This window comes from Neobacillus drentensis (genome assembly GCF_036962125.1).
GTDB lineage: Bacteria > Bacillota > Bacilli > Bacillales > Cytobacillaceae > Neobacillus > Neobacillus drentensis_B.
Map to the genome: position 1 here is coordinate 47855 of NZ_JBALOA010000041.1, position 16104 is coordinate 63958.

The window sequence follows — 16104 nt, forward strand, 5'->3', positions numbered from 1 at the left end:
GGGAACCCTTCATGGCATACAGAAAGTTAGGACGCACAAGTGCACAGCGTAAAGCTATGCTACGTGATTTAACTACAGATTTAATTATCAACGAGCGCATTGAAACAACAGAAACTCGTGCGAAAGAAATTCGTGTGACTGTTGAAAAAATGATCACTTTAGGTAAACGTGGTGATCTACATGCTCGTCGTCAAGCTGCTTCATATGTACGTAACGAAGTTGCTGATGCTGAAAACAATACAAGTGCATTACAAAAACTTTTCGCTGATATCGCTCCACGTTATACTGAGCGTCAAGGTGGATACACTCGAATTATGAAACTTGGACCACGCCGCGGTGACGGTGCACCAATGGTTATTATCGAGTTAGTTTAATAACTTTTAACAGACAACAAGGGCGCTGGACAGTTTTGTAACAAACTTGTTCTTTGCCCTTTTTCTGTAATAGAATTCAATATCCTGTACGTACCAAGCCCAAAAGAGTGTTATGATGAGCGTAACTCCAATACTTTGGAGATCGAATAAAAGGAATTCTGGGAACAGAGGACTTTATCTATAATGCTTCTTGATTCTAGTAACTTTTATTTATCGTATCTATTGGATGCGTGATTAATATTGCGACTCGTCTAGCTCATGCACCTCCTCCCATTTCTTTTTAGAAAGCCCTTTATTTGCAGCCCTAACGTTGCTGCGTAGGGACGAGGTGCAGGCTTTTTTTTATATGTAAAAATAAATAATATGGAGCAGAGAATAGTTTAGCTGAGGGGAGGAATATCTTAATGAAAAAATCAATTGTATCTCTGGAGGGAATTTCCTATCAATATGAGACACAAGAACGTAAAGCATTAAATAATGTTTCTTTTGATATTTATGAGGGTGAATGGCTAGCTATTGTCGGTCATAATGGTTCAGGTAAATCGACGATGGCCAAGCTATTAAATGGTCTGCAATTCCCGCAATCAGGTCAAATTCTTGTATGTGGGATTAAGCTTGATGAAGAATCAATATGGGATGTCCGCAGAAAAATTGGCATGGTCTTTCAGAATCCTGATAACCAATTTGTAGGAACGACAGTACAGGATGATGTGGCTTTTGGTTTAGAAAATAACGGCATTCCTAGAGATGAAATGGTCCGAAGAGTCGAGGATTCATTAAAGCGGGTAAAGATGGATAAGTTTCTAGATCAAGAGCCCCACCATCTATCTGGTGGTCAGAAACAACGTGTGGCGATCGCTGGTGTACTTGCCTTACGACCTTCGATTATTATTCTGGATGAAGCGACTTCTATGCTTGACCCAAGAGGGCGGGAAGAAGTATTGGAGACTGTTCGTTTATTGAAAGAAGAAAAGGCCCTGACAGTGATCTCAATTACTCATGACTTAGAAGAAGCAGCCAAAGCTGATCGAATTATTGTGATGAATAAAGGAGAAGTATTCCGTGAAGGCACTCCTGAAGAGATATTCTCCATGGATGAACAATTGGTTCAATTAGGTTTGGATATTCCTTTTTCTGTAAAAATGAGTAAATCATTTCGGAGCAAGGGTATAGAGCTATCTAGGCACTATTTATCGGAAGAAGAGTTGGTGACAGAGCTATGGACATCTCGCTCAAACATGTAGATTATCGTTATCAAGCAAACACTCCTTTTGAACGACTAGCCATTGAGGACGTTTCAATTGATATACCATCCGGTGTGTATATGGCGATTATTGGCCATACCGGTTCTGGTAAGTCCACCGTACTGCAGCATCTAAATGCACTTCTGCAGCCAACAAAAGGGTCAGTAACAATTGGCAATCATGAGATTAAAGCCTTACAGAAAAACAAAAACTTGAAGACAATCCGCCAAAAGGTGGGCATCGTTTTTCAATTTCCTGAACACCAATTGTTTGAAGAAACGGTGGAAAAGGATATTATTTTTGGACCGCTGAATTTTGGTGTTTCAGAAACTGAAGCAAAGGAACGGGCACGTATTGCATTAGAACAAGTAGGATTAGGGGAAGAAATCCTTGATAAATCACCATTTGATCTCTCTGGGGGTCAAATGAGGCGTGTGGCCATCGCTGGTGTTCTAGCCATGGAGCCAGATGTCATTGTTTTGGACGAGCCTACCGCAGGGTTAGACCCAAGGGGCCGTAAAGAGGTTATGGATATGTTTTATTCCCTTCATAAGGAAAGAAATCTATCTACAATTCTAGTCACACATAGCATGGAAGATGCCGCGAGATACGCGGACCAAATTGTGATTATGCAGCAAGGCAAGGTCGTCAAAAAAGGGACACCAAATGAAATCTTTTCAGCACCCGTTGAATTAGTTGAAATGGGACTTGATGTTCCCGAAGTGGTCCGCTTTCAACTTAAACTTGAGGACAAATTAGGATTTAAACTAGAGAAAATTTTTCTAACGATTGAGGAACTGTCTACTGCTGTGACTAAAGAGTTAAGTAGAGGTGTCCGCTTATGATGGATAAAATGATCTTTGGACGCTATGTCCCCGCCGATTCAATGATTCATAAAATGGATCCACGATCGAAATTACTAATTATTTTTCTCTTTGTCTGTATTATTTTTCTAGCAAATAATGCGGCCACCTATGCACTTATTGGTATTTATACTTTTTATATGCTCGGATTATCACGAGTCCCTGTCCGCTTTTTGTACGGTGGACTTAAGCCTGTCATCTGGCTTGTTCTCTTTACCTTAGTGCTTCAATTATTTTTTACAAAAGAAGGGGCTCTGCTTTATCAACTTGGGCCAGTGAAGATATACGAGGAAGGGGTCAGGCAGGGGATCTTTATTTCCTTACGCTTCTTTTTCTTAATTTTAATGACATCGTTGTTGACGTTGACGACTACCCCAATTGAAATTACAGATGGGCTTGAAACATTGCTGCATCCTTTAAAAAGGGTTCGTTTTCCTGTACATGAAATGGCGTTAATGATGTCGATTTCGTTGCGGTTTATTCCAACGCTTATGCAGGAAACGGATAAAATTATGAAGGCACAAATTGCTAGAGGCGTTGAGTTTGCAAGCGGGCCGTTTAAGGAACGGATTAAAGCGGTCATTCCACTGCTCATTCCGTTGTTCGTCAGTTCATTTAAACGGGCCGAGGAGCTAGCCATTGCGATGGAGGCAAGAGGCTATCGCGGCGGGGAAGGAAGGACCAAATACCGAGAATTATCTTGGAAAAATGCAGATTCCTTACAGATGGCTCTTTTGGTCCTATTAACGATTCTTTTATTTTTACTACGTTCATAATGGAGCGAAACCATGCCAAGGTATAAATGTATTATTTCTTATGATGGGTCGGGATTTTCGGGCTATCAAGTCCAGCCGAATAAGCGGACAGTGCAGTCTGTCTTGGAAGCTGCTTTAACAAAAATGCATAAGGGTGAATCAGTCAAGGTCTCTGCTTCAGGGCGGACGGATGCAGGTGTGCATGCAAAAGGACAAGTCATTCACTTTGATTCTCCCCTTCATATTCCTGAAGACAGATGGGCCAAAGCACTGAGCTCTCTGCTTCCTGAAGATATCTATGTACGGTCAGCCGTGGCAGTTGATGAATCATTTCATGCCCGCTTCGACGCGAAGGGGAAGGAATACCGCTATTTGATCCATCTATCTTCAGAAAGAGATCCTTTTCAGCGGAATTTTGTCTATCAGTATCCATATCCTCTAAATTTAAAGGCGATGGAACAGGCAAGTAAATTTTTCCTCGGTACCCATGACTTCACTAGCTTTTGTGCTGCAAAAACAGAAGTGGAAGATAAAGTTCGTACGATTGAAACCATTAATTTTACTGTAGAGAATCAGTTATTGACGATTCGCTTTGTTGGCAATGGTTTTTTGTACAATATGGTTCGGATCTTAGTAGGAACCCTACTGGAAGTAGGTTCTGGTGACCGAAGTCCAGAGGACATTCCGATTATAATAGCGCATAAGGACAGAACGCGATCAGGTAAAACTGCCCCTAGTCATGGATTGTATCTCTGGGAAGTATTTTACGATTAAATTAAAAAAATTTTAATACAACCTAACCTGGCGTAACATTTTCTTGACATATGGGCCTAGAGTATTTATTATATTATATGTGTGTGTTTTTAATACCACGATAAAGCCCCGGAAAGTCTTCATCGTGATTGAAAATATATGAATTGAAACTAAGCGCACAAGGGCCGAAGACGTTCATTCCCGGAACAGATTGGACACTGACAGCTTTAAAAGTGCGAAACTCATAATCTTTATGGATTTAAATTAGGAGGGAAACTCATGCGTACAACGTTTATGGCAAATGCCAACAATATCGAGCGTAAATGGTACGTAATTGATGCTGAGGGCAAAACTCTTGGTCGTCTTGCTTCTGAAGTAGCATCAATTTTACGTGGTAAAAACAAACCAACTTTTACACCACATGTTGACACTGGTGATAATGTAATCATTCTTAACGCTTCTAAAGTAGAACTAACTGGTAAGAAATTAACTGACAAGATTTACTACCGTCACACAAATCACCCAGGTGGTTTAAAACAAAGAACAGCTCTAGAAATGCGTACTAACTATGCTGAGAAAATGATCGAGCTTGCTGTTAAAGGTATGCTTCCAAAGAATTCTCTTGGCCGTCAACAAATCAAAAAATTACATGTCTATGCTGGCAGCGAACATCCGCACCAAGCACAACAACCTGAAGTTTACGAACTTCGCGGTTAATAAAGAGGGAGGGAATTAACTTGGCACAAGTTCAATATATCGGTACAGGTCGCCGTAAGAGTTCTGTCGCACGTGTGCGTTTAGTACCAGGCACTGGTAAAATTATTGTTAATGGTCGTGAAATCGAAGATTATATCCCATTTGAAGCATTACGTGTTGTTGTAAGACAACCATTAGTAGCAACTGAAACAGTTGGAAGCTACGATGTTCTTGTAAACGTAAGCGGTGGTGGATACACAGGTCAAGCTGGAGCAATCCGTCATGGTGTTGCTCGTGCGTTACTTCAAGCTGACCCTGAATTCCGTCCAACATTAAAGCGCGCTGGATTATTAACTCGTGATCCACGTATGAAAGAACGTAAAAAATACGGTCTTAAAGGTGCTCGTCGTGCGCCTCAGTTCTCAAAACGTTAATCTTTGGCGTTTCAAAGGCTCTCAAACCAGCTTGGTTTGGGGGTCTTTTTTTTATGCTTAATTTAAAAACGGATGTGAGGTTTACTCAACATCCGTTTTTAGTCTACTAACTGATTTTTAACAGCATAGAGAGCAGCCTGTGTACGGTCTGCTAATTCCAGCTTAGCTAAAAGGTTTGAAACATGTGTTTTTACTGTTTTTTCAGTAATGAATAATGACGCGGCAATTTCCTTATTACTTTTTCCTTTGGCAATTTCTTTTAATACATCTAACTCTCTTTTCGTTAATTCTTCTAATAGTTTCTTTTCTTTCTTTCCTTTACTGGACAAGTTGGCTAATAAATGTGAGGTAGCCTTTGGATGGAGCTGGTTTTCTCCGCCCATAATTTTTTTAACCGCTGTTACTAATTCATCTGGCTGGATGTCTTTTAATTGGAACCCCGAAGCACCTGCCTCAAGCGCAGGAATGACATGATCTTGGTCAGAAAAACTAGTTAACATCATAATTTTTATTTCCGGCTGTTGCTCCTTTATAATCTTTGTTGCTTGAATTCCATCCATCCCTGGCATGACTAAATCCATTAAAATAATATCGGGATTAAGAGCGTTTGCTAATTCAATCGCTTCCTTTCCATTTGCGGCTTCTCCGATTATCTCAAGGTCTTTTTGGGTCCGTAGAAAAAAGACAAGACCTCTTCTAACAACATGGTGGTCATCAACAATTAGGACACGTATACTCACTTGACCTCTCCTCCCTAATAAGGAATCCGGATTTCTATTTTTGTTCCGTTTCCTGGTTTGCTCCTTAATTGGAAATGACCATTTAATGCAACTGTTCTAGATTTCATATTTTTTAATCCCAACGAGGGGATTTCAAGATTTTCTCCGTAGTGGAAGCCGCAGCCACCATCCTTGATGGTCATCACCACTTCATCCTTAGCAGCATGGAAAAGTAAGTTGGCTTCAGTAGTCTGAGCATGCTTCTTACAATTGGCTAATGCCTCTTGACCGATGCGCCACAAGGCTTCTTCAACTGTACCAGGGATGCTCGCTGCTCCAGTTACCTTTGTTTTGATGGAAAGCCCCAGTATCTCGGCATAACTTCTTAAGGCACTGACGACACCATTCTCAAGCCCGAGCGGCCTCAGCTGCCAGATTAGTGCCCGCATTTCTCCAAGCGCTTCTTGGGCTAAATCTTGAATGTAGCCAAAGGTCTGTTTCACTTCCTGGTCCTCGGTCATTTCCACTCCTGCTCTAGCTGTTAAACTGAGCGAAAATAGCAGTTGATTAACAGAATCATGCAATTCCCTTGCGAGCCGGTTTCGTTCAGTGACAAGTGCGTTCTCCTGTTCCTTCTGGGTCAGATTTATTCTCTTTAGCGCCGTTCCTATTTGATAGGCAACTGCCTCAAGTAATGCGAGTTCATCTTTTTTAAAATGTGTCTTGTATGGCGAACCAACATTCAAGATTCCAAATCGTTCATTACCTGCTCCGAGCGGGACAGTTGCGTGATGAGTCAATCCACAAGTCTCTCCAGCATAGTCTTCAATAGCCTCTTCAATCCGTTTACATTCCATGATATTAGTGGCTTTAGTTAGTTTCTTAGTGTTGTATTTATTGACACACCAACAGCCCCCATGGCACATCCTTTGATTTTGATTTGCTGCCAATGCAGGTGGGAGAGATTCGTCGGCTGCGAGTTGATGGTTACCATGTTCATCTATTAGAAAGATCCAGCCCGCTTGTAGTCCGGTAACCTGAAGGAGTCTTTTTAACACGCCAGACAATACCGCGTTTGTATCGGTTCCTTCATTTAAAAGTTCGGCAATTTCTTTTAAGATGCCAATGTCTTTATTCTCTTCAGTCATTCTACTCTCCTCCACTGCCAGCATTTACTGCTATTATAGCTTATTAGGTGAAAGGCTTCCTTTAAAAAGCTGCCTTATGAGCTCATATAACAGGCTTTATCTGCAAAAACTCAATGATGTCTTTTTTCGTAGGCCCTTCATAAAAAATTGTCTCCCACCCGTTTTGCAGCGTATAAGGCCCTTCGGCTATTCGATCGGCACCCAAACGGTCAATTATTTCAGTGAGATTAGTTACTTCAAAGCATAAATGGGCATGTTTTTCTTCCGATTGGGTTGAAATAAGCTCGATCCTAAAGTCCCCTGATGTTAGAAATACAATCTCATCCTCCAAGAAAAAGAATCGGCACTCTTCCTGAAATCCTAAATACTTTTTATAAAATGAGACGGAGTCCTCGAGATTTGTTACTTCGAGGCCAAAATGATGGAACCGCATATTACTGCCTCCTCAGGTTATAAAATTAGATTCATATCTCCAAACTCATGCCATAAATAACGAGCATCGACCGCCTGATTATATGCTTGGAATAAATGCTGCTCAGATACGAACGCTGAAAGCATGTCAAGATGGCTCGCTTGTGGTTCATGAAGCCCCGTAATGATTCCATCAGCAATTTTTAAAGGGAAGTGTGAATCGATATAGAGATTGGTGGTTCCTGCTAGGACTCCATTTCTAGCTGCACTCTCAAGAGCTCGAACCACCGTGGTACCAACCGCAATGACTCGGTTGCCTGCGGTTTTTGTCCGATGAATCCGTTCCATGGTTCGCTCAGAAACCTGATACTCCTCAACATTGTCTTCGGGTGTTTGTAAATAGCCGTCATCAAGCAAGTAACTTAATCCTGTATGAAGCTGGATAAAATCTAACTCAATCCCTAATTTATTTAATTTGAAGATTAACTCCCAACTAAACGCTCTGCCTGCTGAGGGCATTTCGACTGAACCTGGGTGACTGGCAAAAATGGTTTGATAGTAGTCTAGCTCCCAGGGCTTCTCGATATATTCATAACGAACTGGCTCACCGAGGGCATATATCATGTTAAATAATTCGGTTCCATTTTTCGTAAATTCAATTATTTTTAGAGGGGAATTTCCTTTTTCGCCAATCACGATTGCGGACAAGTCTGGTGAAAATTCAAGTAGATCACCTAGTTTAACAGGATCGGCAACAATGAGGGCTTCCCATAGATCTTCACGAACGCGCCTAGCGAGGCGAACTTCAATAGTGGTTTCAATGGGGTTTGTGTTTCGGACCCATTTAGCATGTAAGACCGCGGGGATAGTCCGGGAATTATTAGCAATTAGTAAATCTCCTGGCTGGAGATAATCTGCTAATTGGAAAAAATGGTCATGGTTTATTACCCCTGTAGTTTTGTCGAGAACCATCATTCGAACATGGTCTCGTCGTACGCCCCGTTTTTCAGGAGGAAGGGATGCGTTTAATTCATCAGGCAGGTAAAAATCTAATGCTTTTGTTGCCATTACAATTCCTCCTCTTTCTGGGCCTCAAAGCGCTGACCGCTTATACCTTGTGACTTGCTAGAGGCTAGATATAAAAATATGTCAACAATCTCCTCTGGCTTAGCTAAAGGGTAATTGCAGTCGGGCACGGCTAACTGATGCATAGCTGTGTCCATTTCGCCTGGGTCAACCATGTTCACTCGAATATTAGTTTCGCTTAATTCGTCTGCCCATGTTTGGGTGAGTCCTTCCACGGCAAATTTGGAGATTCCGTAGGCCCCCCAGCCGGCATAACCCGTATGACCAGCTTCGGAAGTTACATTGATAATCGAACCTTTATTTCGCTCAAGCATGCCTGGAATCACTCTTCTTGTGACGAGAAATGGTGATACGGCATTCACTCGCAATACTTCAACAAAATCTTCTTCAGGGTAATCGAGAAGTAAGGGCATGGGACTAGGGCCTAATATAGATGCATTATTAATCAGCACATCAATATGACCAAATGCTTCCTCTGTCAGTGCTACGAACCGTTCCACATCTCTTGAGTTGGAAATATCAGCGGTAATTGCAAGGACCTCAGCACCGAATTGTTGAGCCTCATCCTTCACCATTAGAAGTTTTTCTTGGGATCTGGCGCAGATGGCCAACTTAGCCCCTTCATCTGCAAAAGCTAATGTCAATGCTCTGCCCAAACCTTTTGAGGCCCCAGTAATCATCACAACTTTATTATTCATATCTATCTCTCCCCTTTGTATCTTGATGACTTAAGCATACAGGCATCTGGAAATTCCTCCCTCAGAAAAAAGCTTGAAGTTTTTCTACAACTTTAGGATGAGGAAGGATGTAGTGCACTGATGGTGATGTCACATTTACCGGGTGAAGGGAAAAAGAGGCTGACGGGTAAAAGAGGAGGGCTCTCATTTACCGGGAAGAGGGAAAAAGGGTCTCACAGGTAAAAGAAGAGGAGTCTCATTTACCCGGGGAAGGGGAAAAGTGCCTCACGGGTAAAAGAGGAGGAGTCTCATTTACCGGGAGGAGGAAAAAAGGGCCTCACGGGTAAAAGAGGAGGGTTCTCATTTACCGGGAAGAGGAGAAAAGAGTCTCATGGGTAAAAGAGGAGGGGTCTCATTTACCGGGAGAAGNNACCGGGAGAAGGGAAAAAGGGTCTCACGGGTAAATGAAAGAGAGTTCCATTTGCCATGAGCCCCTAGAATAAACAAAAATCACAATCCACAATCAATGTGAATGGTGTTAACAATATAATTACTTATTTGACTAAATAAAACCTAGATTTTTTCAAAATACCTATGCTTATTGAACCCAATTGACCTATAGTTTAACAATAAAACTCTTCGTATTGCCTTTTTAGACCCAATACCCCCACACCACTCGAAAACCACATTGGTAGTAATCTTTATCCCAGGAAACAACAGCACTAACTCCTCCACGCTTCGTAAAACTGCAGATTCAACCGTTTCCTCATGACCACAGGTATTACATACAATCTTCCTCGGGTCATCAACAGAGAGTATGAGGGAGTCACATTTTTCGCAGAAGTACCCCTTCTGCAATTTATCAAAGCTGTAGGGAGGAAAACGGCTATGAGGAGAGTCAGTTTGATGCAATGAAATTAGTTGGTCAGCCAGCAATTTGTGGCGGTTCGTCAGTTTTGACGGGAGTTCATTTAATTTTTTCATGAGGCTATTTAGCTGCGTGGGAAGGATGATGGGCTCGTTTAGTGGGGCTTGATATAGAGTGAAATTGGGGTTTACAAAGGTAACATTACCCTCAATAGGTAAAACAAAGCCAAGATCTTTTAGTAAAATACGGAGGAGTGATTTAGAGCGATTTAATTGATGCAATGGGTTTTTTATTTCATCCTTCGACAATTTTGGATAGAAATTTCCTGATTCATATCTATAATCTCCTTCCTGGTTTTTTATTTCATACGGGAAAACCGTGTGCTGCGCAATGATTAATGTATCGATTTGAAGAGTCGAGCTACTTGTTTCGATGCACAAATCATTTAAAATGTATAAATCATTGGTCAGCTTTGAAGTTAGTTGGTCAAAGAGTACCTCTCCCTGGTAACCCTTTTCAAGATACAAATAACGTTTTTTATCTTCTGAAGATAACTCCATTCTTGCGTTTAATGATCTAAAAACTCTTAATTCTTTTGACTTCGTACGTTGTTTATAAGTCGGCATACGCCACATCCTTTCTTATAAAAAGAACACTCCATCCTAATTTTACAAAAAATTCCTTGTAAAAAGTTTGACTTCTTTGTTAACAACGAACTATCGGATAAAAATTGGCAACTTAATTCAATCCCAACTTTGAATTACTTCTGAACACAAGTTAAAGAATAGTTCTAAGAGGTGAAAAGTAGTGACAGTAATTACAACCTTTAAAGAGAAGAAACGAGAAAAACAAATTAAATATGAGCGTTCCGTCCTTCGGGAGTTATCGATTAATACATTAAAAGAACGAGTTCAGCAATACTTTGGCTCGACAAAGATGGCCTCAAGTCTAATTATGAATTCAGGCATAGAAGAGGCATGCTATGACATCGCCCTTGAATCATTCCTATTGGGAGCAAAATATAGCAAGTTTGGATATCATGGAGAAAATCTTGAGGATGTCCGTAAACGCTGTTATCGAGAAGAAAAACACCTAATTGATACGTTATATAATTTTTTCCTTTATTGGGGAAGCGGTGAAGAGGGGAGCATGAGTGAATCTCTTTACTATTTGTGTGAGCAATACATCCATATCTGGTGGAGAGAAGGATTTGAAAAAGGGCAAAGGCGCCACAAGCTTCGTCTCCATTAATACCCGTCATTTCTTCCTGTTCTAAATCCCTCCTTTGTCCCATATAGTTTAAAGAATAGGGACGAGCGGGAAGGAATGATTGGGGTGTCAAAGCGAAGACTGAAAATAATTAGTTTTATTGTGGGGTTATTTGTCTTATTTTTCGTTTTACAGTACGATTTTTCTGAAGATGACTCATTGAATGCGTGGAATCTTCCATTGTCGGGAAAAATCATCTTACTTGATCCTGGCCATGGTGGTCCAGATGGCGGAGCTGGAACGGGTCAAACTTTGGAAAAGGACATTGCCTTAAAGATTACCAACAAGGTGAGAGATTATCTGCAAATGCAGGGGGCCCTTGTTATTATGACCAGAGAAAAAGATACCGATTTAGCGGCATCCGATACTCGGGGGTACAGTCGAAGAAAAGTTGAAGATTTAAAAAATAGATTAAAGATGATTAATGATGGTGATAATGATTTTTTTATCAGCATTCATCTTAATGCGATTCCTTCATCACGGTGGAGCGGGGCCCAAACCTTTTATGCCCCGCATTTTAAAGAAAATGCTAAGGCGGCAAAATTTGTTCAAGAAGAGCTTCGAAGGAATTTAGAGAACACTAATCGTCGCGCCAAGCCGATTAATAATGTCTATATTTTAAAACATGCAAAGAAGCCCGGCATTTTAGTTGAGGTGGGCTTTTTATCCAATCCAGCAGAAAAAGAAAACTTAAAAAAGGATGCTTACCAGGAAAAAATTGCAGCATCAATTTACCAGGGGATAACTCGTTATTATACAAAAGAAAAAGAATTGGTAGAACCAGAGTAGGAAGGTGAAAAACACCTTCTCTTTTTTTGCAAAAATACGTGTGATTCATTTAACTGTTTCTGAACTAGGTTATGATATACTGAGAGATGGAAACGAATTCAAATGGTGAGGTGCATCTTTTATGTTAACAGAAGAAAGAGTTCATGAGGTCTTAGGTAGTCTTAAAGAGCCATTTTTACATAAAACATTAGCTGAATTAAATGCTATTGTCGAAATAAAGGTAAAAGAAGAGAAGAACCATGTCAGCGTAAAGGTAGCCATTGCAAAAACAGGTACGTCAGAACAACTTCAATTACAAACACAAATTGTCAACTTATTAAAAGAGGCTGGAGCGGCAACAGTGGGAATCCGTTTTAGTGAACTTCCTGAAGAAGTATTAGCGGCACATCGTCATGCAGAGCCAGAAAATAATGATAATAACTTACTTAACTCAAATAACACTACCTTCATTGCAATTGCCAGTGGAAAAGGCGGTGTAGGTAAATCAACTGTGTCAGTTAACCTTGCGGTGGCACTTGCCCGTTTAGGCAAAAAGGTAGGACTAATTGATGCGGATATTTACGGCTTTAGTGTGCCGGACATGATGGGGATTACACAAAGACCTGTGGTTAGAGGAGAAAAAATCATCCCGGTCGAGCGTTTTGGCGTTCAAGTGATTTCAATGGGCTTCTTTGTTGAGGACAACTCACCAATTATTTGGCGTGGCCCAATGTTAGGAAAAATGTTAAACAGTTTCTTTAGTGAAGTCGAATGGGGCGATATTGAGTATTTACTTTTGGACTTGCCTCCAGGAACAGGGGATGTCGCATTAGACGTTCATACGATGCTTCCGGCTTGTAAAGAAATTATTGTTACTACTCCACACCCAACTGCTGCTTTTGTTGCAGCTCGTGCTGGTGCGATGGCTCTAAAAACAGACCATGAAGTGCTTGGTGTCATTGAAAACATGGCTTATTTTGAAAGTAAACTAACTGGTGAAAAGGAATACGTATTTGGGCAAGGCGGCGGTGATAAATTAGCTGAGGAATTAAATACGGAGGTCCTTGGTCGTCTGCCATTGAATCAGCCTGATTGGAACGAAGAGGATTTTGCGCCATCCATTTATCAAGAAGATCATCAGACTGGAAAAATTTATTTAGAAATAGCTGAAAAAGTGACTGGTCTACTTAAAAAATAAAAAACAAAGCCTTTTCCGCTATGAGGAAAAGGCTTTGTTTTTTAAATGCAGCTATGGCTATTTGCCGGTGCCTTGATCAGAGCTCTTTCCAGCAGCTTTGCTGTTGGCTTCTTCAGCAGCCTTTAGAAGTAGTTCTTGTATTTTTGCTTTAAATAAAGGACTATCAACAGTTTCTGTAATCACTTTTTGGAGATGTGTACGGTACTCTTTGCTTTTTAGGGCATCGGTCATAGCTTTTTGGATTTCAGGCTCTTTAAAAACTTCAATCATCATCCCTCTATATTCAGGGTCATTCATTAATTCCTTGAGCAGCTTTTTATTTTCAGATTTTAAATTTTTGGAAACATTTTGGGCGAATTTGGGATCACTAAACGTTTCTTTCCAGTATTCTTTTGCTTTATCTGAAGTTAATGTCTGCTGAATGGTATCAGATACGACTTTCTGGTCCATTACAAGCTTTTCTTTCATGCTATCACTAGACATCACATCTTGAATTGCCTTCTTACCATCATCTGTTTTGAGAATATCAACAACCATTTTCTTCGTTGCCTCGTAATCAACCTGTCCACCACTGCTGGCGTCATTCGATGAACAGCTCGTTAGGAACACCATGATGGGTAGGAGGAGCAACATGCCTTTTGCTTTCATTGATAAGCCCCTTTCACATAAAAATCCTTAAGTTTAGCATGTAGTAACGATAGAAAGATTATGCGTAAGGAATTATAAATTATGGATTTTTCAAATTTGGCTTGGTACAATCATTATGTTGTTTATTTTTGTAGTATGGAGGTTTATAGTGTGACAAGCCGTAATTGGGTAAAACTATTTATAAATACATTATTAGTAGGCGGTCTCACGACGGCTATTGTGGGCTTTATTGTTCGCTGGAATGAGTTTCAGCCCTATTTTACTGAATTTAAACTCCTAGACATTTTATCCACATTGGTTTGGTTAATTGTTATGGGCTTTTTGTTTAGTGTTATCAGCCAAATGGGCTTTTTTGCATACTTAACGGTTCATCGTTTTGGACTAGGAATCTTTAAATCAGTTTCTCTGTGGAATGCCGTTCAAATTGTCCTTATTCTTTTTGGTTTATTTGATTTAGTTTATCTGCGTTATGAAAATTTTGCGGGCTCTGGCGATTCTGTTCTGCCTTACTTTGGCCCAGCTATCCTTTTGTTAGCTATTGGTTTAATAGTAGCCTGGTATAAAACGAAACAGACCAGTCAGGATGCATTTATTCCTGCCGTGTTCTTTATGATTGTGGTTACTTTAGTTGAATGGGTACCTGTACTTCGTGTAAATGAGCACAGCTGGTTTTACCTTATGATGTTTGCCTTACTGGCATGTAATGCCTACCAATTATTAATTCTCCATAAATTAAATATGCAATCTGAGCAAGAAAGACAAAATAGAGCTAAACAATCTACTGATAAAAGAAAAGGTAATCAAGCATCAAACGTGAAAAAGACCAAAAAACCGTCCATTTAAGTGGACGGTTTTTCAATGTTATTTTATCTTATTTCTCTAGAACTTGCTTCACCATTGGCAATCATTTCTGATACAGAAACTAGTTTAATTCCTCTTTGATGAATGTTTTTTACAATTATCGGCAGTGCTTGTGCTGTTTGTTTTGCTGCGTCGGAAGCATGTAGGAGAACAATATCACCTTTGTTTGCTTTAGCTGTATTTTTTACAATAGCAGTAATACCTGGGTTTTTCCAATCCTTTGAATCCACACTCCAATGAACGACAGTGTATCCATATCTCTTAGCAATTTTTAAGGTGCGTTCATCAAAATGTCCGGTAGGAGCACGGAGCAGCTTAATATTTTTCACATTTAGTTTCCTGAAGGCTTCTTGTGCCTTTGCAATATCTTGGCCGATTTTTACATCTTCTAAGTCGCGATAGTCTTTGTACTCATAACCAAGAATTCCAATTTCATAGCCATCTTTTACGATGCGACTAACGAGATCCGGGTGTCTCTCTGCCCACGATCCTGCTAGAAAGAATGTAGCTGCCTTTACATTTTCCCTATTTAAAGTATCTAAAATAGGCTCTGCTTTTTCGTCACCCCAACCGATGTTAAAAGTAAGAGCGAGATCTTTTTCCCCTCTATAAACGGCCTTTGGACCATCTTTCGTTGAGAAGACAGGAATTTGTGTAAGGTTCTCTATGTAGAGAAACCAAGCTGTAAAAAATGCAGCAATTAAAATAAGTGATAGATTCTTCAAAGACTTCCCATTAAATACAAAAAAGAATTTCATCGTCCCCACCTCGTCCAATACTGTCCATGTCTCAACCTATGCAGTTTTTTTAAAGAATATGATTAGAAAAACCTATTATAAAATTTCAATAATTGGAAAAGACTACTATAACTAGATATTTCGCTGGAGGTTATTCAATGTTTGGACTTCTCATTAACGATAAAGAAGTAAAAGAAATGGAATACCTTATTAAAAGAGAAATGGATGAAATCCTATTTGATTTAAGAGATGACAGGATTGATCATATAGTTAAAAGAGCAATGGAAGAGAGATATAAAGTGTTGTTTACACTCTTTAGAAGAGTGGCTTCTCCTCATGATTGTTTAAAGTATATGAGAAGAGGAAAAAAGGATCGAAAGAAGGGATAAGAAAAACTTCAATTTTTTTTGAAAGATTCGTTGACAATTACTAGGTATCTTGGTAAAGTAATAAACGTCGCTGCTGACATAAAAACAATTTAAAAAAGTTGTTGACAATGTGTTTTGCGGATGATATATTAATAAAGTCGCTTTTGGGCGATGAGGTAAATTGTTCTTTGAAAACTAAACAAACAAGATCGTGCAAACAAACAATA

The 16104-nt window shown here is 40.0% G+C and carries 20 protein-coding genes; 12 read left to right on the top strand and 8 right to left on the bottom strand.

Annotation, left to right across the window (positions count from 1 at the left end):
- Positions 1-11: 11 nt before the first annotated feature.
- The 7 genes from rplQ to rpsI all read left to right on the top strand — a co-directional run bounded on the left by rplQ (position 12) and on the right by rpsI (position 5119).
- Positions 12-374, top strand: a complete 363-nt coding sequence (gene rplQ / locus V7121_RS23690) for a 50S ribosomal protein L17 (RefSeq protein ID WP_026565727.1) — start codon at positions 12-14, stop codon at positions 372-374.
- 404 nt (positions 375-778) lie between these two features.
- Positions 779-1618: an energy-coupling factor ABC transporter ATP-binding protein gene (locus V7121_RS23695; RefSeq protein WP_335493426.1), complete on the top strand. Its 840-nt coding sequence runs from the start codon at positions 779-781 to the stop codon at positions 1616-1618.
- Entirely contained in the window at positions 1594-2463 is an 870-nt protein-coding gene (locus V7121_RS23700; RefSeq protein ID WP_335493429.1) for an energy-coupling factor ABC transporter ATP-binding protein, read from the top strand. Before V7121_RS23695 ends, V7121_RS23700 begins: the two co-directional genes overlap by 25 nt.
- On the top strand, positions 2460-3257 hold the full coding sequence (locus V7121_RS23705) for an energy-coupling factor transporter transmembrane component T family protein (RefSeq protein ID WP_335493432.1): 798 nt from the start codon (positions 2460-2462) through the stop codon (positions 3255-3257). The genes V7121_RS23700 and V7121_RS23705 overlap by 4 nt, the downstream gene beginning before the upstream one ends.
- A 12-nt stretch (positions 3258-3269) precedes the next feature.
- Complete coding sequence (gene truA / locus V7121_RS23710; protein WP_335493435.1) at positions 3270-4010, top strand: tRNA pseudouridine(38-40) synthase TruA; 741 nt, start codon at positions 3270-3272, stop codon at positions 4008-4010.
- A gap of 258 nt (positions 4011-4268) precedes the next feature.
- A complete protein-coding gene (gene rplM, locus V7121_RS23715; protein WP_335493438.1) occupies positions 4269-4706 on the top strand; it encodes a 50S ribosomal protein L13 in 438 nt (145 codons plus the stop codon).
- A 20-nt stretch (positions 4707-4726) separates the two neighbouring features.
- A complete protein-coding gene (gene rpsI / locus V7121_RS23720; protein WP_026565721.1) occupies positions 4727-5119 on the top strand; it encodes a 30S ribosomal protein S9 in 393 nt (130 codons plus the stop codon).
- 98 nt (positions 5120-5217) lie between these two features.
- Here the strand turns inward: rpsI and V7121_RS23725 are convergent, their stop codons facing one another.
- From V7121_RS23725 to V7121_RS23750, 6 genes are all read right to left on the bottom strand, one after another.
- Entirely contained in the window at positions 5218-5859 is a 642-nt protein-coding gene (locus tag V7121_RS23725) for a response regulator transcription factor (protein ID WP_335548091.1), read from the bottom strand.
- Between the two features lie 14 nt (positions 5860-5873).
- Entirely contained in the window at positions 5874-6986 is a 1113-nt protein-coding gene (locus V7121_RS23730; RefSeq protein WP_335493443.1) for a GAF domain-containing sensor histidine kinase, read from the bottom strand.
- 82 nt (positions 6987-7068) lie between these two features.
- Complete coding sequence (locus V7121_RS23735; RefSeq protein WP_335493446.1) at positions 7069-7419, bottom strand: VOC family protein; 351 nt, start codon at positions 7417-7419, stop codon at positions 7069-7071.
- Positions 7420-7436: 17 nt separating this feature from the next.
- Positions 7437-8465 (bottom strand): S-adenosylmethionine:tRNA ribosyltransferase-isomerase, encoded by a 1029-nt coding sequence (locus tag V7121_RS23740; RefSeq protein WP_335548093.1) that lies wholly within the window; start codon positions 8463-8465, stop codon positions 7437-7439.
- Positions 8465-9181 carry an SDR family NAD(P)-dependent oxidoreductase gene (locus V7121_RS23745; RefSeq protein WP_335548095.1) on the bottom strand — a complete coding sequence of 239 codons (717 nt, stop codon included), beginning with the start codon at positions 9179-9181 and terminating at the stop codon, positions 8465-8467. Before V7121_RS23745 ends, V7121_RS23740 begins: the two co-directional genes overlap by 1 nt.
- Positions 9182-9733: 552 nt before the next feature.
- Entirely contained in the window at positions 9734-10654 is a 921-nt protein-coding gene (locus V7121_RS23750; protein ID WP_335548097.1) for an NERD domain-containing protein, read from the bottom strand.
- Positions 10655-10835: 181 nt separating this feature from the next.
- Here V7121_RS23750 and V7121_RS23755 point away from each other — a divergent pair, with 181 nt between their 5' ends.
- The 3 genes from V7121_RS23755 to V7121_RS23765 all read left to right on the top strand — a co-directional run bounded on the left by V7121_RS23755 (position 10836) and on the right by V7121_RS23765 (position 13263).
- Positions 10836-11279, top strand: coding sequence for a YbaK family protein (locus tag V7121_RS23755; protein ID WP_335493456.1), 444 nt, complete (start codon positions 10836-10838; stop codon positions 11277-11279).
- 84 nt (positions 11280-11363) lie between these two features.
- Positions 11364-12086, top strand: coding sequence for an N-acetylmuramoyl-L-alanine amidase CwlD (gene cwlD / locus V7121_RS23760; protein ID WP_335493459.1), 723 nt, complete (start codon positions 11364-11366; stop codon positions 12084-12086).
- Positions 12087-12207: 121 nt separating this feature from the next.
- Positions 12208-13263: an Mrp/NBP35 family ATP-binding protein gene (locus tag V7121_RS23765; protein ID WP_335548099.1), complete on the top strand. Its 1056-nt coding sequence runs from the start codon at positions 12208-12210 to the stop codon at positions 13261-13263.
- 57 nt (positions 13264-13320) lie between these two features.
- Here V7121_RS23765 and gerD read toward each other — a convergent pair whose 3' ends face one another.
- Positions 13321-13911 (bottom strand): spore germination lipoprotein GerD, encoded by a 591-nt coding sequence (gene gerD / locus V7121_RS23770; protein ID WP_335548100.1) that lies wholly within the window; start codon positions 13909-13911, stop codon positions 13321-13323.
- 150 nt (positions 13912-14061) lie between these two features.
- Here gerD and V7121_RS23775 point away from each other — a divergent pair, with 150 nt between their 5' ends.
- Positions 14062-14754, top strand: coding sequence for a KinB-signaling pathway activation protein (locus V7121_RS23775; RefSeq protein ID WP_335493467.1), 693 nt, complete (start codon positions 14062-14064; stop codon positions 14752-14754).
- 23 nt (positions 14755-14777) lie between these two features.
- Here V7121_RS23775 and pdaB read toward each other — a convergent pair whose 3' ends face one another.
- Positions 14778-15530 carry a polysaccharide deacetylase family sporulation protein PdaB gene (gene pdaB, locus V7121_RS23780; protein WP_335493469.1) on the bottom strand — a complete coding sequence of 251 codons (753 nt, stop codon included), beginning with the start codon at positions 15528-15530 and terminating at the stop codon, positions 14778-14780.
- A gap of 137 nt (positions 15531-15667) precedes the next feature.
- On the opposite strand from pdaB, the gene V7121_RS23785 reads away from it, so the two are divergent.
- A complete protein-coding gene (locus V7121_RS23785) occupies positions 15668-15898 on the top strand; it encodes a hypothetical protein (protein ID WP_026565703.1) in 231 nt (76 codons plus the stop codon).
- Positions 15899-16104: the final 206 nt, after the last annotated feature.

What these genes read in the sequence shown, in the direction of transcription:
- V7121_RS23730 (WP_335493443.1), bottom strand. Translation starts at nt 6,986, where the DNA reads ATGACTGAAGAGAATAAAGACATTGGCATCTTAAAAGAAATTGCCGAA.
- pdaB (WP_335493469.1), bottom strand. Translation starts at nt 15,530, where the DNA reads ATGAAATTCTTTTTTGTATTTAATGGGAAGTCTTTGAAGAATCTATCA.
- V7121_RS23785 (WP_026565703.1), top strand. Translation starts at nt 15,668, where the DNA reads ATGTTTGGACTTCTCATTAACGATAAAGAAGTAAAAGAAATGGAATAC.
- V7121_RS23700 (WP_335493429.1), top strand. Translation starts at nt 1,594, where the DNA reads ATGGACATCTCGCTCAAACATGTAGATTATCGTTATCAAGCAAACACT.
- V7121_RS23745 (WP_335548095.1), bottom strand. Translation starts at nt 9,181, where the DNA reads ATGAATAATAAAGTTGTGATGATTACTGGGGCCTCAAAAGGTTTGGGC.
- gerD (WP_335548100.1), bottom strand. Translation starts at nt 13,911, where the DNA reads ATGAAAGCAAAAGGCATGTTGCTCCTCCTACCCATCATGGTGTTCCTA.
- truA (WP_335493435.1), top strand. Translation starts at nt 3,270, where the DNA reads ATGCCAAGGTATAAATGTATTATTTCTTATGATGGGTCGGGATTTTCG.
- rplM (WP_335493438.1), top strand. Translation starts at nt 4,269, where the DNA reads ATGCGTACAACGTTTATGGCAAATGCCAACAATATCGAGCGTAAATGG.
- V7121_RS23705 (WP_335493432.1), top strand. Translation starts at nt 2,460, where the DNA reads ATGATGGATAAAATGATCTTTGGACGCTATGTCCCCGCCGATTCAATG.
- V7121_RS23740 (WP_335548093.1), bottom strand. Translation starts at nt 8,465, where the DNA reads ATGGCAACAAAAGCATTAGATTTTTACCTGCCTGATGAATTAAACGCA.
- V7121_RS23735 (WP_335493446.1), bottom strand. Translation starts at nt 7,419, where the DNA reads ATGCGGTTCCATCATTTTGGCCTCGAAGTAACAAATCTCGAGGACTCC.
- V7121_RS23695 (WP_335493426.1), top strand. Translation starts at nt 779, where the DNA reads ATGAAAAAATCAATTGTATCTCTGGAGGGAATTTCCTATCAATATGAG.
- V7121_RS23765 (WP_335548099.1), top strand. Translation starts at nt 12,208, where the DNA reads ATGTTAACAGAAGAAAGAGTTCATGAGGTCTTAGGTAGTCTTAAAGAG.
- V7121_RS23750 (WP_335548097.1), bottom strand. Translation starts at nt 10,654, where the DNA reads ATGCCGACTTATAAACAACGTACGAAGTCAAAAGAATTAAGAGTTTTT.
- rplQ (WP_026565727.1), top strand. Translation starts at nt 12, where the DNA reads ATGGCATACAGAAAGTTAGGACGCACAAGTGCACAGCGTAAAGCTATG.